This is a genomic window from Spirillospora sp. NPDC052269 (assembly GCF_040679435.1).
Lineage (GTDB): Bacteria > Actinomycetota > Actinomycetes > Streptosporangiales > Streptosporangiaceae > Spirillospora.
In genome coordinates, this window is record NZ_JBFAUU010000008.1 from 216304 (window position 1) to 231918 (window position 15615).

Sequence of the window (15615 nt, forward strand, 5' to 3'; positions counted from 1 at the left end):
GTTTGTTCCGTTCTCCTGCGACGGACGGTGCGTGGTCGGGGTGGAACGGGCGACGGGTGGCGGGGGACGCGCCGGGGGTGCGGCGGTGACGATGGCCGTATGGATCCCGAACTGGAAGCTTTTGCGCATCTGTTCCCTCGTGCGGACCTGTCGGATCCGGTCGCGGCGCGGATGGGGCTGGCGGCGTTGGCGGCGAGCGCGCCGCCGCTGGACGTGCCGGACATGGTGGTCGAGGACCGGGTGGTGCCCGCCGATCCGGACGTGCCGGTGCGGATCTACCGTCCGGCGGGGGCGCGGGGCGCGGTCGTGTGGCTGCGTGGCGGTGGGTTCGTCATGGGTGATCTGGACACCGAGCATCCGCAGGCGCTGCGGGTCGCGGACGATTCGGGCGCGGTGGTGGTGTCGGTGGGGTACCGGGTGGCGCCGGAGGACCGGTTCCCAGCGGCGTTCGATGACGCCTGGGCCGTCCTGGGGTGGGTGAGTGAGCACGCGGACGAGCTCGGTGTGGAGCGGGGGCGGATCGCGGTCGGCGGTCACAGTTCAGGGGCGGGTCTGGCGGCGGCGGTGGCGTTGCGGGCGCGGGACGAGCAGGGCCCGACGGTCTGCTTCCAGCTGCTGAGTCAGCCGGAGTTGGACGACCGGCAGGTGACGTGGTCGGCGCGGACGTTCACCGACACGCCGTTCATGACGCGGGCGAAGGTCGCGGCGTCGTGGCGGCATTATCTGGGGTCGCGGGCGGCGACGCCGTACGCGGCTCCGGCGCGGGCGGAGGATTTGTCGGGTCTGCCGGCGGCGTACATCACGACGGCGGAGTTGTGTCCGAACCGGGATGAGGCGCTCGGGTACGGGATGCGGTTGTTGGAGGCGGGGGTGTCGGTGGAGCTGCATCAGTGGGCGGGGACGTTCCACGGGTCGCAGGCGATCCTGTCGGCGGAGGTGTCGCGTCTGCAGATCGCCGAGGTCGGCGCGGTTCTGCGTCGTGCTCTGGCGCGTGAGCCGTGAGGCTGCTGGATCTGGGGTGTGGGCGTGGTGGGGTGGGCCGTGGTTGGCGACCAGGTTCGTCACGGCGTCCAAGAGGCCCTGATCTGGGACGATTCGCTGCCGCGTTGGGGTGCGGGTGGTCAGGGGCGGCGGGTGCGTTGGCGGGTGGCCTCGTAGAGGGCGACGGTGGCGGCGTTGGCGGCGTTCAGGGAGGAGGCGGCGCCGCCGATGGGGATGCGGGCCATGATGTCGCAGCCGTCGCGCCATCCGGCGCTGAGTCCGTTGGTCTCGTTCCCGATGACCAGGAGGGTGGGGCGGGTGAGGTCGACGTCGGCGATGTCGCGGTCGCCGTTCTCGTCGGTCCCGACGATTTGGACGGGGTTTCCGGTGGCGTGGAGGTCGCCGGTCCAGTCGAGGACCTCCCGGTGGGAGCGGACGCGCACGACGGGGAGTGCGAGCAGTGAGCCGGTGGACGCGCGGACGGCCTTGGGGTCGTAGGGGTCGGCGGCGTGTCCGGTGACGATGAGGCCGGCGCCGCCGAACGCGTCCAGGGACCGGATGAGCGTGCCGATGTTGCCGGGTCCGGTGGGCCGGTCGAACACGGCGCCGAGGAAGCCAGGGGAGACGGGGATGCGGGTGAGGTCGTCGGCGGGGAGTTCGACGACGGCGACGAGCTCGGGGGTCTGCTGGTCCTTGCCGCTGAGCTGCAGCAGCAGGTCGGGGGACATCGCGACGCGTTCGCCGCCGGCTCGCCGCAGGACGTCCTCGGCCCACTTCGACAGGGGGCGGTCGGCGTCGTAGATGACCGCGTGGACGGGCCAGCCGTGTTCGAGCGCCAGGCCGATGGGCCGGACGCCCTGCAGGAGGAACTCCCCGGCCCGCTGGCGCTTGTTCTGGTTCCGCAGCAGCGCCTCCCACTGCTGGAAACGCGCGTTGGGACGCGTGATCCGTACAACGCCCATGGTCGGGCCCCCCGGTCTTCTCACATCGCGCGCCGTGGCGCGCACACCGTCAAGCGCGCCAGTCTCCCACAGGCGATCTTCGACCGCGTCAGGGCCCGAAACTCGGCACACTGGGCCCGCCGCGCTCCCGGCGCCACCCGGCGCCGGTCGGTGATCCACGTCACAGAGCGTTACGGGGACCGGCCGGGTGGTGCGTCTGGACGGGGAGGTCGACGGGGTGCTGGCGGTCGCGGTCGGGCCGGGCGGTGACCGGATCACGGGCCTGTACTACGTCCGGAACCCGGCGAAGCTGACCCGGGTGGAGTCGGAGACGTCCCTCAGGCGCCAGTGACCTCGGCCGTCACTGGCATTTCCCAGTTTCCCTGACATGAATATTCCCCTTGGGGAATACTTGGGGGCATGGACGCACTCGTCTCCGCACTGGCCGACCCGGCCCGCTGGCGCCTGGTGGTGCTGCTGGCCGACCGGCCGCGCCCCGTCGGGGTCCTCGCCCGCCTCGCCGGCGCGCGGCAGCCGCAGACGACCAAGCACCTGCAGACCCTCGAGCGCGCCGGGGTCGTCACCTCCCTGCGCGTCGGGCAGCGCCGCGTGTACGCGCTGAGCCCCGGCCCGCTGCGGGATCTGGCCGCCGAGCTCACCCGCCTGGCCGACACCGCCGAACGCGACGGCGGGTTCGGCGCGGCCCTGGAGCACCACGGCCGTGCCGTCGCCGAGCGCCTCGCCGCCGACGCCCCCGGGTGGGCCGACGGCCGCACCTTCCACTTCCACCGCACCCTGGCCGGAAGCCCCGACCGCGTCTGGCGGCACCTCACCGACCCGGTGCTGCTCGCCCGCTGGTGGACGCCCGACGGGCTGCGGATGTCGGAGCTGGTGTTCGAGGCGCGGCCCGGCGGACGGATCGTCCAGGAGTACCGCGACGCCGAGGACACCGACGGATCCGACGTCCCCGCCGGACGCGCCGACGGCACCGTCGATGACGTCCGCCCCGGTGAACGCCTGGCGTTCCGGACCGTCCCGCGGCTCCCCGACGGCGGCGCCGCCTTCACCTCCCACCTCGAACTCCTCCTCCACCCCGCCACCCCCGGCACGGGCGCAGGCACGGGCGGTGTGTCCCGTACCGAGCTCGACGTGCACTACCGGATCACCGACAGCGCCGTCGACGCCGCCGACGTCATCGCCGGCATCGAGATCGGCTTCGGGCAGAGCCTCGACCGCCTCGCCGCCACCCTCGCCACACCCCACGACAACGCCAACGCCAACAACAAGCACGACAGCATCGACACCGTGAACAGGAGCGCATCATGACCACTTCGACCGGACGCCGCGTGACCGCGAACCTCGGCCTCAGCCTGGACGGCCGTTACCACGGCCCGGGCGGGTCCCTGGATCTGTCCGCGATCGTCCCCTACGCCACCACCGACTCCTCGCGCGACCATCTCGTCCGCCTCGTCGAGAACGCCACCACGGCCCTCCTCGGACGCAGCAGCGCCGAGGGGTTCCTGCAGTACTGGCCGCCGCTGGCGTCCGACGAGGACGCCGACCCGCGCGACCGCGCCTACGCCAAGTGGCTCGTCGACGTCGACAAGGTCGTGTTCTCCCGCACCCTCACCGAGGCGCCCTGGGAGCGGACCCGCATCGTGAACGCGCCCGTCGCCGACACCGTCACCGAGCTGAAGGCCACCGGGGACGGCGACATCCTCGTCAACAGCAGCCCCAGCATCATCAAGCCGCTGCTCGCGGCGGACCTCGTCGACCGCCTCTACCTGATGGTCGTCCCCGAGATCACCGGTCAGGGGCGTCGGCTGTTCGAGGACGGCCTGCCCGCGACGCGGTGGACCCTCGCCCGCCAGGACACCGGCGAGCTCGGCGAGATGACCATGGTCTATGACCGTGCCCGCTGACGGCCGGTGACCGCGTCCGCCGGCCCGCGCCGTTCCGAGGCCCCGAGGCGCCCGCCCGGGGCCTCACCCCTGCCCCGCCCCCGTCTTTCACGGGCCACCCGCGGGGTGGGGTGGGGCGGCGGGGTGGTGCTACGGTCGCTTGCCGACCTGGTAGCACCCGAACCAAGGGGAGGGCCGATGGCCGATCCGGAGCAGTACCGCGCGACGTTCGAGATGGTGGACGTCGACGGCGACGGGCAGATCTCGCCCACCGAGCTGAAGAACCTCATGCACGCGCTCGGACAGGACATCTCCGAGACGCGCGCGATCGAGGTGGTCGTGCAGGCCGACGCCGACCGCGACGGCCGGATCTCCCTGCCGGAGTTCGCCGCCCTCATGGAGAGCTACACCGGCTGACCCCGCGAACACCCGGCGACGGCGAAACCCGGCCGTGAACCAGGCCGCGAAGTCCAGCGGTCTGTCAGACGGGGAGGGGGAGGTCAGGCGGTGGGGGCGGACCATTCGCGGCGGCGGGCTTCGGCGAGCGCCACGGCCGTCGCGACCGCCACGTTCAGGGACCCGACCCGTCCGATCTGGGGGATGTAGGCGACGGCGTCGGCGGCGGCGAGCAGGGCGGGCGAGCAGCCGTGGTCCTCGCCGCCGACCGCCAGGCACACGTCCCCGTCCAGCGGCGCCTCGTGCAGTGGGACGGCGTCACCGGTCAGCTCCACCGCGATCAGCCGCATGCCCTTCGCGCGGACCGCCGCGGCGGCCTCGGCCGCCGAACCCGCGTGCTCCCACGGAACCAGCCGCTCGGTGCCCAGTGCCGTCTTGGCGACGTTGCGGTGGTCGGGGCTGATCGCGTTCCCCGCCAGCCACAGGTGCTCGACCCCGAACACCGCCGCGCTGCGGATGATCGACCCCATGTTGAACGGCTGCGTCACCGACTCCACCAGCAGCCCGAGCCGCCCCTCGGTGCGGCGCCGCCAGTCCCGGTTCAGCCGCTTGACGTCGGTGGGACGCAGCTGCCGACGCGCGGACGGGCCGCCCTCACGGGCCCCGCCCCGTCCCCCCTCGCGGGCCCCGTCGCGGGGGGCGGAAGCGGAGGTGTCGCGTGCGGTGCTCATCAGAGGTGACCTTCCTGCGGACGGGCCGCGACGTGCAGGACCCGGTAGGCGGAGCGTGAGGCGATGCGGCTGGTCGGGAACCCCTGCTGCTCCAGCCAGCGCTGCAGGGAGTCCGACCCGAGATGCTTCTGCACGACCAGGTGCGCCGCCCCGTCCGGGGTGAGGCGCGGCAGCCAGGTCAGCAGCAGGTCGTGCAGGGCGGCCTTCCCGATCCGGATCGGCGGGTTCGACCACAGGGCCGCGAACCGTACCTGTGGATCGACGTCGCCCGGCAGGGAGAACCGCGCGTTGCCCGCGCCTGCAGACGTGGCGTTCTCTCTTGCCAGCTCCAGCGCCCGCTCGTTGACGTCCACGCCGATCACCGTCGCGCCTGGGGCGCGTTTGGCCATCGTCAACGCGATCGGCCCGTAGCCGCAGCCGACGTCCAGGAGCGTGCCGTTCTCGGGCGGCGGCGGGACGGTCTCCAGCAGGATCCGCGTGCCGGGGTCGACCCGGTCGGGGGAGAACATGCCCGAGTCGGTCCGCAGCCGAAGATGCAGGTCGGGCAGGACGAGATCGACCGACCGCGGACGCGACGGCGTCCCGGGCCTGGCCTCGAAATAGTGTTCCCCCACGTCGGGTGACCGTATCAGTGCCGCAGGGGCGCTCGCGCCACCCGCACGCCGGCCCCGCCCGCCCCCAGGGGACGCGCGTGGGGGAGGCGGCGTGCCGGGGGCGCGGGGGCGTGCGCGTGAGGGAAAGTGGGAACGTCACAGCTGGCGGGGGAGGTCGGGGGGCCGCAATGGTCATCGCGTTGGTGCTGCTCGTCGCCGGATGGTACGCGCTGCGGGCGCTCGGGCTGGTCTGGGAACCCGTCCGCCGCGTCGTCGCGTTCTGCGAACCCTGGACGCGCCGCGCCCACGCCTGGGTCCTGTCGGCGCCCGCGACCTTCACCTACGTCGCGATCTTCACCGCGTCGACCCTCGTCCAGTTCTCCGCCCCGCCCAAACTCATCGACCTGCTCACCACCCTGCAGAGCACCAACCTGCGCAACCTGCACCGCGCGCCGCTGAAGGCCCTGCTCGACAGCGCCCTGTGGGTCGCCGACAAGGGCCAGGGCCTCGCCATGTACGTGACGCTGTTCGTCACCGTCGTCGCCTGGGCCGAACGCCGCTACGGCACGCCCCGGATCCTGATCGTGTGGCTGTCCGGGCACGTCCTGGGATCCCTGCTGACGGCGCTGGTGGAGACCCACGCCCTGCAGAACGGCCGCGCGCCCGCGCGCCTGGCGATCACCACCGACGTCGGCGTCAGCTACATCATGGTCGCCGGGTGCGCCGCGGCCGTCCTGCTCATGCGGGGCTGGTGGCTGGTCGCGGGCGTCGCGGGGCTCGCCTTCGGGGTCGTCGGGCCCGTCCTGTGGAACCACTCCCTGTGGGACCTGGGGCACCTGTTCGCCACCGCGTGCGGGCTCGCCGCGGCCTGGGCGCTGCTGCAGATCGCCCCGGCCCGCACCCCGCCCGACATGCTGGGGTGCCTGCCGCGCCCGGCGCCGCTGTGGGGCCGTCCGCCCGGGACACCGGTCCCCGGCACCCTCGGCGGCCCGCCCCCCACCGGCACCCCCGGAGAGGGCCCGCCCCACGGCGCACGGGGCATGGAGGGCGACACCTGACCGCCCCGAGCCCGACCCGACGCGGCTCAGAACCGGGCCGGGGACGGGGCGGTTGAGGTCAGGGGAGGCGGGAGAACCAGGCGAGGGACGTCCCCGCCGCCGCCAGCGCGAACAGCAGCGCCACGCCCAGGAACCGGGCGGAGATGTCACGGTGCTCGGTCTTGAAACCGAGGGAACTGCCGATGTGGGTGTACACGTCGGTGAGCTGCCCCAGCGACTCGGCCTCGTAGGCCTTGCCGTCGGTGGACTCGGCCAGCGACCGCAGCGTCTCCTTGTTCACCGACACCCCCGTCGTCTCACCCTCGATGTCGACGGTGCCGTACGGGGTGCCGAACGCGATCGTGGAGACCGGGACGTGCGCGCCGCGCGCCGCGTCGACCGCCTCCTGCACCGACCGGCCCGTGGTGTTGTCGCCGTCGGACAGCAGCACGATGTGCGCGGGCGGCGGGTCCTGGCTGGCCTGGGAGTCGAAGGTGCGGACGGCCTGCAGGCAGGTGAACACCGCCTCGCCGATCGCGGTCCGCTTGGCCAGCACCAGCTGGTCGATCGACGCCAGCGCCGTCTGCCGGTCCGACGACGGCGCGGCGATCAGGTTCGCGTTCCCCGCGAACGACACCACCCCCACGTTGAACCGGGACGGCAGCTCCCCGATGAACTTCTTGGCCGCCGACTTGGCCGCCTCGACCCGGCTCGGCGGGACGTCCTTGGCCATCATCGACAGCGACACGTCCACCGCCACCATGATCGTCGCGCGGTCGCGGGGGACCTTCACCGTCCCGGCGGGCCGCGCGAAACCCACGACCATCAGCGCGATCATCACCAGGAACAGGCCCGCGCCGACATGCCGCCGCCACCCCGGATGACGCGGCGCGACCTGGGACAGCAGCGCCAGGTTGGTGAACCGGACCGTGTAGCCGCGGCGGCGCCGCTGCAGCAGCACGTACACGGCCACCAGCAGCGGAAGCAGCAGGAGCAGCCAGAGCCGGCCGGGGGACAGGAGGGTCATGCGTGGGCTCCCGCGGCCGAGCCGCCGGTCGTGGGGACAGAGGACGAAGCAGACGCGGACGACGTGGACGCGGAAGCGGACGACGAACCGGGCCCGGCGGGGCCGGCGGCGCGCCCGGCCGCCCGGCGGCGCCGCAACGCGAACCGGGCGATGTCGGTGACCCAGTCACGGTCGGTCCGCAGCACCAGATGGTGCGCGCCCGCGCGGCGCAGCGCCGCGCGCGTCGCCTCCCGCTGCTGGGCCGCCGCCGCCGCGTACCGCTCGCGGACCTTGCGGGACAGATGGATCTCCTGCGTGGCGCCCGTCTCGGGGTCGGTCATCTCGACCATCCCGATGTCGGGCAGGTCCAGCTCACGCGGGTCGATGATCTCCACGGCGAGGACCTGGTGCCGCGCGGCGAGCCGCCGCAGCGGCCGCTCCCACGGCAACTCACCCGCACCGGGCGTCCCGGGCGCGGGGTTCTCGCGGCGGCGGCCCCACCAGGGACCGGACGCCGCGGCGCTCTCGGGCTCGGCGTCGGGAAGGAAGTCGGAGATGATCACGCGGAGGCCGCGTCGGGTCTGACCGCGGTGCAGCGCCTCGATCCCCGCCGCCAGGCCCGGCCTGGGCCCGCCCAGGTCGAACCCGCCGGGCCCGAACGAGCCCCCGGCCGCGCCCGGCAGGCCGATGGAGCCGCCCGGACGCGCCGTCTCGGGACTGTGCGGATCGGTGTCCAGGACCTCCTGCAGCAGCGCGTACAGCGCCGCCTTCCCCGTGCGCGCCGGACGGCGGCGCAGCCGGTCCCGGTCCAGCAGGTACGCCCCGACCCGGTCACCCAGGCGGACGGTCAGGAACCCCACGGCCGCCAGCGCCGCCACCGCCAGGTCGCGCTTGACCATCCGCGCCGTCCCGAACCCCATGCTCGGGGTGAGGTCGGCGAGCGCCCACACCTCCAGCTCGTGGTCGGCGATCAGGTCCCGGACGTGCGGGGTGGTCGTGCGGGCCGTCACCGCCCAGTCCATGTGCCGGACGTCGTCCTCACCCGGCTGGTACAGGCGCGCCTCGGCGACCTCGGTGCCCGGGCCCGGCAGCAGACCGAGATGCTCACCGTTCAGCAGGCCGTCCAGGCGGCGCGTCACCGACAGCTCCAACCGGCGCAGCGTCCGCTCCGGGACCAGCTCCGCAAGCCGCGAATCACGCGGACCGGACCGTTCGACCGGGGGAGGGAGAGGCGGAGCGAACCCGGGCCGCTGGCCCCATGCCCCGCCCTCACCTGCGCTGTCGCCCGCGCCAATGCCCGCGCCGGAACCCGGATGGCCCGCGCCCGCACCGGGAACACCCGGCACGTTCGGCACGCCCGTGCCGGGGGCACCCGCGCCGGGGAGGCGGGGATGGCCAGGATGTCCGGGGTCGTCCGCCGCGCCCGGCGCCGGGTCCGAGCCCGGCGGTGGTGGCCCGGACGGGCCGCTGGCGGGAGGCATCAGACCGTCACCTGACCGGCCCCGGCCCCGGCGGCCGTCCCCTGGTTCCACACCACGCGCGGCGGCGGCACCGCCGCGAGGATCTGCTCCACGACGTCCCCTGTGTCGACGCCGTCGGCGAGCGCGTCGAACGACAACACGATCCGGTGCGCCATCACGTCCCGCGCGACCGCCCGCACGTCGTCGGGCAGCACGTAGTCACGGCCGTTCAGCAGCGCCAGCGCCCGCGACGCCGCGACCAGCCCCAGCGTCGCCCGGGGACTCGCGCCGATCTCGATCACCGGCCGCAGGTCCGGCAGCCGGTACTGCTCCGGCTCACGCGTCGCCATCACCAGCCGCACGATGTAGTCGGCGACCAGCTCGTGCACCGACACCTCCTCGGCGGCGCGCTGCAACCCGATCAGCCGATCCGGGGTGAGGAGCGGGTCGGCCTCCGGCGGGTCCACGCTCATCCGCCGCAGGATCTGCAGCTCCTCGTGCGCCCCCGGATACCGCACGTCGATCTTCATCAGGAACCGGTCGCGCTGCGCCTCCGGCAGCGGGTACACGCCCTCGGACTCGATCGGGTTCTGCGTCGCCAGCACGATGAACGGCGCCGGCAGCGGATAGGTGTGCCCGCCCAGCGACACCTGCCGCTCCGCCATGACCTCCAGCAGCGCCGACTGCACCTTCGCCGGCGCCCGGTTGATCTCGTCGGCCAGCACGAAGTTCACGAACACCGGCCCGAGCTCCACGTCGAACTGCTCGGTCGACGGATGATAGATGCGGGTCCCCACGATGTCGGACGGCACCAGGTCCGGGGTGAACTGCAGACGCGCGAACGTCCCGCCCACGACCCGCGCCAGCGTCCCCACGGCCAGGGTCTTGGCGACGCCCGGCACACCCTCGATCAGGCAGTGGCCGCGCGCGAGGAGCGCCACCACCATCCGCTCGACCATGTGCTCCTGCCCGACGATGACCTTCTTGACCTCCGCGACCGTCCGCTGGAGCAGCGCGGCGGCCTGGTCGACGTCGTGGGCGGCGACGGTCATCTGCGGGTCCCTCACTGATGGACGGCAACGGGCGGCGGAACACCGCGGCCGGGGGGCCGGACGGCGCCGCCGGACCCGGGGCGCCGGCCGCGCGTCCCGGCGGGCCACGGCAGGCGGGGACGCCCCATGCCGGTGCGGCCCCTTTTCCGACCTTACGCGATCACTCCGAGGGGTGTGGCGGGGAACACCCACCCTCGCCCCACCGGCCCACCCCGGCCACCCCTCGAGCCGGACGGGGCAGCCCCCCGGGGAAGCGCGGGGAAGCGCGCGGAACCCCGGCCCCCGGGCGGAAAGGACGCCCTGGACGGCGGGATCAACGAGGGGGCGATGACGGGATCGCGGAGCGGGCCGGTGTTGTTAGGCTGACGGGCATGTCACGGCCGCTGCCCTCCGGGGATCCTGTCCGGTTGGGGCCGTTCCGGTTGACGGCCCGGCTCACCGAGAACGCGGCCGGGATCGTGTACCTGGCCGTGGACGACACCGGACGCCGCGCGAGCCTTGCGGTCCTGTCCCGCGACGCCGCCGACGACGCCGCCGCCCGCGACCGGTTCCGCGCCGCGATCCTGGCGGGCCTGGCAGGAACACCTCACGCCCCCGGCCACATCCCCACCCCCGCCCCCACAGGCGGGAACGGCGCCGCTCCCGGGCCCGCCCCCGGGGCCGCCGCACCCACCCTCACCGAATCCACCCCCGCCTCCGCGCCGGCGCCCGCCTCCGCTTCTGTGCCGGGCACGGCCACGGGTGCGGATGGGGCGGACCGTCCGGTGTTCGCCGCACCCGACGGGGCACCCGGCGCCGGCGCCGACCCGAACCCCGGAACGGCCGTCAGCAGGGCCGGGGGAGTCGCGGAGATCCTGGCGGCGCAGCCCGACGGGCCCGCGCCCTGGGTCGCGACCGCCTACGACGGGCAGGCGGTCGGCGCGGAACGGTTCCTCGAGCCGGTCGTCCCGCACGGCGCGCTCCGCGGGCGCTGGGGCGGCGTGCGCCGCCGCGGACCGCTGTTCCAGCCGTACTGGGCCGGCGGCACGGGCGAACCCGCCCTCGCGCCCCGCCCCGGAGCCCCCGTCCCGCTCGGCGGGGTCGTGGCCGAGCGGCCCCCGGAACGCGGCCTGGTCGCGGCGATCCTCACCCTGGCCGGGGTCCTGGGCGTCCTGGCGGTGCTGCTGCTGGTGCTGTTCGCCTGCCAGCCGACGGTGAAGACCCCGCCGCCGCAGCCGCCCGAACCGACCCTGGAGTCCCCGTCGGACACGCCCCCGCCGTCCACGCCGGCGTCCCCGTCCCCGTCGCCGACGCCCACACCCCGCGACACCTCGCCGGTGACCCCCGGCCCGTCCGGCTCACCCGGCGACGACGGCAGCGGCTCCGTCTGACCCCGGTCTGGCCCCAGGCGGTCCGGCGATCCCGCCGGCGGACGGTCTTGCCTCCGGGCGCGGCGGGCGGTGAGGATGGGGCCGTGCTGAACGAACTGGCGGCCTTCCTGGGTGCGGCGTTCCTCATCGCGATGGTGCCCGGCCCGAGCACCGTCGTGATCGTCCAACGCGCGGCGAGAGAGGGACGGCGCGCGGGCCTGGCGACCGTCCTCGGCAACGAGACCGGCGTCCTGGCCTGGGGCCTGGCCGCCGCCCTCGGACTGTCGGCGCTGCTGGTCGCCTCCCAGGTCGCCTACGACGCGCTGCGGATCGTGGGCGCCGCCGTCCTGGTGTGGTTCGGGGTGCGCGCCCTCTGGCAGTCCCGCCGCACCACCAGCACCACCGCCGCCGACCCGGCTGTGAGCAGCGCCGACGCCGTTGACGGCGCGGGGCCGCCCGCCGGGGTGGGACGCTGCTACCGGCAGGGCGTGGTGACCAGCTTCGCCAACCCCAAGGCCGGGGTGTTCGCCGTGTCGTTCCTCCCGCAGTTCGTCCCGGACGGCGCGTCCGTCCCGCTCACCCTCATCGCGCTGTCGGTGCTGTGGGCCCTGGTCGACCTCGTCTGGTACACCCCGATCGTGTGGCTCGCCGGCGGCGCCGGACGCGTCCTGCGGCGCCCCCGCGTGCGACGCGTCCTGGAACGGGTGTCCGGAGTGGTCCTGCTCGGGTTCGGGCTGCGCCTGGCGACCGACTCCACCTGACCCCGAACCACAAGATCACGGACACGCCGAACGGCACCCGGCCACCGCCCCCGGTGAGCCCTACGCTGGGGCGATGACCTCTTCCCTGGACGAGCTCGCCGACCGGTACGTCGACGAGATGGCCGCGCTGGACCCCTGCCTCGCCGCGATGATGGGCATCGCCGGACAGGACGACCGGCTCACCGACTACGGCCCCGACGGCGACGCCGCCCGCACCGACCTGGCCCGGCGCACCCTCGCCGAACTCGACAAGACCCCCCTGGACGGCACCGCCGGCGCCCGCGTCGCCGCCGGGGTCCTGCGCGACCGCCTCGAAACCGAGATCGCCCTGGCCGACGCCGGCGTCCGCGAGGAGGCCCTCGACACCACCGACGGGCCCGTCCAACGGCTCCGGCAGGCCGTGGAACTCCTCGACCAGGGCCCCGCCACCCGCTGGGAACCCGTCCTGGCCCGCCTCGCCGCGTTCCCCGCCGCCCTCCAGGGACTCGCGACCTCCCTCACCGCCGCCCGGCAGCGCGGACGCGTCGCCGCGGTCCGGCAGGTCCACCGCAACCTCGAGGTGTGCCGGACCGCCCCCGCCTACCTCACCGGCCTCGCCGACCGCTACGCCCGCTACGGCGGCGGCCCCCTCGAGGAACCCCTCACCGCCGCCGCCCGCGCCGCCGCGGCCGCCCTCCACGACTTCGCCCACTTCCTCGAAACCGAGATCGCCCCGCACGCCCCCACCCACGACGCCCACGGACGCGACCGCTACGCCCTCGGCGTCCGCGACTACCTCGGCACCACCCTGGACCTGGAGGAGACCTACGCCTGGGGCTGGGCCGAACTCGCCCGCGTCGAGGCGGAGATGGCCGAGGAGGCCGCCCGGATCCTGCCCGGCGCGCCCGTCGCCGAGGTCATCGCCGCCCTGGACGCCGACCCCCTGCACCGCGTCACCGGCGCCGACGCGTTCCGCCACCACATCCAGGACCTCGCCGACCGCGCCATCGACGACCTGAACGGCGCCCACTTCACCATCCCCGAACCGCTCCGCACCGTCGACTGCCGCATCCCGCCGGTCCCGTCCGGGATCTACTACCTGGCGCCCGCCGAGGACCTGTCGCGCCCCGGAACCGTCTGGTGGACCGTCCCCGGCCCCGACGCCGACATGATCACCTGGACCGTTCCCGCGACCATGTACCACGAGGGCGTCCCCGGCCACCACCTCCAGCTCGGCGCGACCACCCTCAACACCACCACCCTCAACCGCTTCCAGCGCACCTCCAGCGAACTCCACCCCGGCCACTGCGAGGGCTGGGGACTGTACGCCGAACGCCTGATGGACGAGCTCGGCTACTACCGCAACCCCGCGCACCGGCTCGGCATGCTCGCCGGCGGGCAGCAGCTCCGCGCCGCCCGCGTCGTCCTGGACATCGGCCTCCACCTGGAACTGCCCATCCCGGCCGGGACCGGCTTCCACGAGGGCGAACACTGGAACGCCGACCTCGGCCGCGAGTTCCTCACCCGCCACGGCGGCGCCATGACCCCCGCCGAGGTGTCCTACGAGATCGACCGCTACCTCGGCCGCCCCGGCCAGGCCATCGCCTACAAGCTCGGCGAACGCATCTGGCTCGAGGCCCGCGAGGCCGCCCGCCACCGCGACGGCGCCGCGTTCGACCTCAAGGCGTTCCACCGGCACGCCCTGGACCTCGGCCCCATGGGCCTGGACCGCCTCCGCGCCGAGATCACCCGCACCGCCTGACACACCCGGCCCTCCTCGACCGGCCACCGCTCCCACGCCCGGGGTCGGGAGGCCGGCCGGGGGAGCCGGGGTCAGGTGAGGCCGGTGACGCGGAGCGTCAGGTTCAACCGTCCCGCGTCCAGGCCGATGCCGGACGGCCCCGTCCCCGCCAGCACCCGCGTCACCCCGTGGTACGCCAGCCGGTTCGGCCCGCCGAACACCAGCAGGTCACCGGACTCCAGCGGCACGTCCCGCCACGGGCGCCCGCGACCGTCGGGATTCCCGAGCCGGAACACCCCCGTGTCGCCGACACTGAACGACACCACCGGTGCGAGGCTCCGCTCGTCCCGGTCCTGATGCAGCCCCATGCGCGCGTCGGCGTCGTAGAAGTTCACCAGCGCCACGTCCGGATCCCAGCCGTCCGCCGCCTTCGGATCGGCGGCCAGGGCGGGGGAGAGGCCGCGCGCGTCCGCCAGCGCCTGTCGGCCCAGGTCGCCCAGCCACGCGGGGAACGGCTTCACCGGGGCGCCGTCCACCTGCCGGACGTACCGGTACGGCTCCCAATGCCAGCCCAGGCACACCGTCCGCACCGACATCACGCCGCCGCCCGGCAGCCGCACCCGCCGCATCCCCGCGGGACCCCGCGCCCACTCCCGGCACGCCTGGACCAGCCGCGCCTGCGTTCGGCGGTCCAGCCAGCCGGGGACGTGCGCGACGCCGGGCACGACCTCGCCGCGCGGACGGGGGATCAACGCGTCCACGACGGTCAGTGATCGCCGTCCGGCCGCCTGGCCGCCGTGCCGCCCTTGCCGCTCACACCCGCGGCCTCCTGGGCGTGCCCGTTCGGGGTTCCTCCGGTGCGGGTGGCGGAGACGGCCTCGACGTGCTTGCGGTGCAGCCACAGCTCCAGGCCGTCCAGGATCCGCTCCGCGCCGAAGTCCGCGGTCTCCTCAGGGCCGCTCCACTCCTGCATGTCGATCCGGTTCTCCCGCCACCACTGCGCGTAGTGGGGGAACCGGTCGGCCTGTGACGCGACGTACGGGTCGAGCAGCTCCAGCACCTCCGCCTGCTCGGCGCCCGCCGCGTCGGTCGCCCGCCGGTAGGCGGCCTCCGACGCCGCCGCGCCCACCGCGTGCGACATCAGCAGCGAACTCGCCCATGCCACGTCCCGTCCCGAGAACCCCGCCGACGTGAACACCCCGATGAACCGGTCGCTGAACCGCATCGCGTTCGGGCCGATCGCCATCCGCGTGCCGAACAGGCCGATCACCCAGTGATGCCGCACCAGCATCTTCCGCATGTCCCGCGCGATCCCCGCCGCGGCCTCGCGCCAGGCCACCTCCGGCCCGGGCAGCGGGACCTCGCCCATCACCTGGTCCATCGCCAGATCCAGCAGCTCGTCCTTGCCGTCCACGTAGAAGTACAGCGACGTCGCGCCCGCCTCCAGCGCCGCGCCCAGCCGCCGCATGCTGAACCCCTCCAGGCCCCCGGCGTCCAGCAGCGCCACCGCCGCCGTCACGATCTCACCGCGGCTGAGCTGCGGACGGCCCCTCCGCGGACGTTCCGGACGCATCCACACCGAGTCGCTGATCGGGTCGGTCTTCCGCGGCATCACACGTCCTTCGATCTCACCAGGTCCAGGCGGGGGAGCGGACCTTCACCCTACCCACCCTCGTACAGCGTGCGA

At 74.4% G+C, this 15615-nt stretch carries 17 protein-coding genes; 9 read left to right on the forward strand and 8 right to left on the reverse strand.

Features of this window, described 5'->3' with window-relative positions:
• Window positions 1-99: 99 nt before the first annotated feature.
• Entirely contained in the window at window positions 100-1002 is a 903-nt protein-coding gene (locus tag AB0L06_RS19245; RefSeq protein ID WP_500232374.1) for an alpha/beta hydrolase, read from the forward strand.
• Between the two features lie 119 nt (window positions 1003-1121).
• Here AB0L06_RS19245 and AB0L06_RS19250 read toward each other — a convergent pair whose 3' ends face one another.
• The gene (locus AB0L06_RS19250; protein ID WP_500232375.1) at window positions 1122-1943 is read right to left on the reverse strand and encodes a TrmH family RNA methyltransferase; all 822 of its coding nucleotides are present in this window, start codon (window positions 1941-1943) and stop codon (window positions 1122-1124) included.
• 187 nt (window positions 1944-2130) lie between these two features.
• Between AB0L06_RS19250 and AB0L06_RS19255 the strand changes: the two genes are divergently transcribed.
• From AB0L06_RS19255 to AB0L06_RS19270, 4 genes are all read left to right on the forward strand, one after another.
• A complete protein-coding gene (locus AB0L06_RS19255; RefSeq protein WP_500232376.1) occupies window positions 2131-2274 on the forward strand; it encodes a hypothetical protein in 144 nt (47 codons plus the stop codon).
• Between the two features lie 68 nt (window positions 2275-2342).
• On the forward strand, window positions 2343-3248 hold the full coding sequence (locus AB0L06_RS19260; RefSeq protein WP_500232377.1) for a metalloregulator ArsR/SmtB family transcription factor: 906 nt from the start codon (window positions 2343-2345) through the stop codon (window positions 3246-3248).
• Window positions 3245-3844 (forward strand): dihydrofolate reductase family protein, encoded by a 600-nt coding sequence (locus AB0L06_RS19265; RefSeq protein ID WP_500232378.1) that lies wholly within the window; start codon window positions 3245-3247, stop codon window positions 3842-3844. The genes AB0L06_RS19260 and AB0L06_RS19265 overlap by 4 nt, the downstream gene beginning before the upstream one ends.
• A 177-nt stretch (window positions 3845-4021) precedes the next feature.
• Window positions 4022-4240, forward strand: coding sequence for an EF-hand domain-containing protein (locus tag AB0L06_RS19270; protein WP_500232379.1), 219 nt, complete (start codon window positions 4022-4024; stop codon window positions 4238-4240).
• A gap of 83 nt (window positions 4241-4323) precedes the next feature.
• Here AB0L06_RS19270 and AB0L06_RS19275 read toward each other — a convergent pair whose 3' ends face one another.
• Window positions 4324-4953: a TrmH family RNA methyltransferase gene (locus AB0L06_RS19275; protein ID WP_500232527.1), complete on the reverse strand. Its 630-nt coding sequence runs from the start codon at window positions 4951-4953 to the stop codon at window positions 4324-4326.
• Window positions 4950-5564 carry a class I SAM-dependent methyltransferase gene (locus AB0L06_RS19280; protein WP_500232380.1) on the reverse strand — a complete coding sequence of 205 codons (615 nt, stop codon included), beginning with the start codon at window positions 5562-5564 and terminating at the stop codon, window positions 4950-4952. Before AB0L06_RS19280 ends, AB0L06_RS19275 begins: the two co-directional genes overlap by 4 nt.
• A 167-nt stretch (window positions 5565-5731) precedes the next feature.
• Here AB0L06_RS19280 and AB0L06_RS19285 point away from each other — a divergent pair, with 167 nt between their 5' ends.
• Window positions 5732-6601: a rhomboid-like protein gene (locus AB0L06_RS19285; RefSeq protein ID WP_500232381.1), complete on the forward strand. Its 870-nt coding sequence runs from the start codon at window positions 5732-5734 to the stop codon at window positions 6599-6601.
• 58 nt (window positions 6602-6659) lie between these two features.
• Here AB0L06_RS19285 and AB0L06_RS19290 read toward each other — a convergent pair whose 3' ends face one another.
• Genes AB0L06_RS19290 through AB0L06_RS19300 form a run of 3 tightly spaced genes read right to left on the reverse strand, consistent with a single transcriptional unit; the run spans window position 6660 to window position 10098 of the window.
• Window positions 6660-7607 (reverse strand): VWA domain-containing protein, encoded by a 948-nt coding sequence (locus AB0L06_RS19290; protein WP_500232382.1) that lies wholly within the window; start codon window positions 7605-7607, stop codon window positions 6660-6662.
• The gene (locus tag AB0L06_RS19295) at window positions 7604-9067 is read right to left on the reverse strand and encodes a DUF58 domain-containing protein (RefSeq protein WP_500232383.1); all 1464 of its coding nucleotides are present in this window, start codon (window positions 9065-9067) and stop codon (window positions 7604-7606) included. Before AB0L06_RS19295 ends, AB0L06_RS19290 begins: the two co-directional genes overlap by 4 nt.
• A complete protein-coding gene (locus AB0L06_RS19300) occupies window positions 9067-10098 on the reverse strand; it encodes an AAA family ATPase (RefSeq protein ID WP_500232384.1) in 1032 nt (343 codons plus the stop codon). The genes AB0L06_RS19295 and AB0L06_RS19300 overlap by 1 nt, the downstream gene beginning before the upstream one ends.
• Window positions 10099-10469: 371 nt before the next feature.
• Between AB0L06_RS19300 and AB0L06_RS19305 the strand changes: the two genes are divergently transcribed.
• The 3 genes from AB0L06_RS19305 (at window position 10470) to AB0L06_RS19315 (ending at window position 13949) form a co-directional block, all read left to right on the forward strand.
• Window positions 10470-11468 (forward strand): hypothetical protein, encoded by a 999-nt coding sequence (locus tag AB0L06_RS19305; protein WP_500232385.1) that lies wholly within the window; start codon window positions 10470-10472, stop codon window positions 11466-11468.
• A gap of 83 nt (window positions 11469-11551) precedes the next feature.
• Window positions 11552-12208, forward strand: a complete 657-nt coding sequence (locus AB0L06_RS19310; RefSeq protein ID WP_500232386.1) for a LysE family translocator — start codon at window positions 11552-11554, stop codon at window positions 12206-12208.
• Window positions 12209-12281: 73 nt separating this feature from the next.
• Window positions 12282-13949 (forward strand): DUF885 domain-containing protein, encoded by a 1668-nt coding sequence (locus tag AB0L06_RS19315; protein WP_500232387.1) that lies wholly within the window; start codon window positions 12282-12284, stop codon window positions 13947-13949.
• A 71-nt stretch (window positions 13950-14020) separates the two neighbouring features.
• On the opposite strand, the gene AB0L06_RS19320 is transcribed toward AB0L06_RS19315, so the two are convergent.
• Together AB0L06_RS19320 and AB0L06_RS19325 are read right to left on the reverse strand one after the other, a co-directional pair.
• On the reverse strand, window positions 14021-14698 hold the full coding sequence (locus AB0L06_RS19320; protein WP_500232528.1) for an alpha-ketoglutarate-dependent dioxygenase AlkB family protein: 678 nt from the start codon (window positions 14696-14698) through the stop codon (window positions 14021-14023).
• Window positions 14695-15540, reverse strand: a complete 846-nt coding sequence (locus AB0L06_RS19325) for a TetR/AcrR family transcriptional regulator (RefSeq protein ID WP_500232388.1) — start codon at window positions 15538-15540, stop codon at window positions 14695-14697. Before AB0L06_RS19325 ends, AB0L06_RS19320 begins: the two co-directional genes overlap by 4 nt.
• Window positions 15541-15615: the final 75 nt, after the last annotated feature.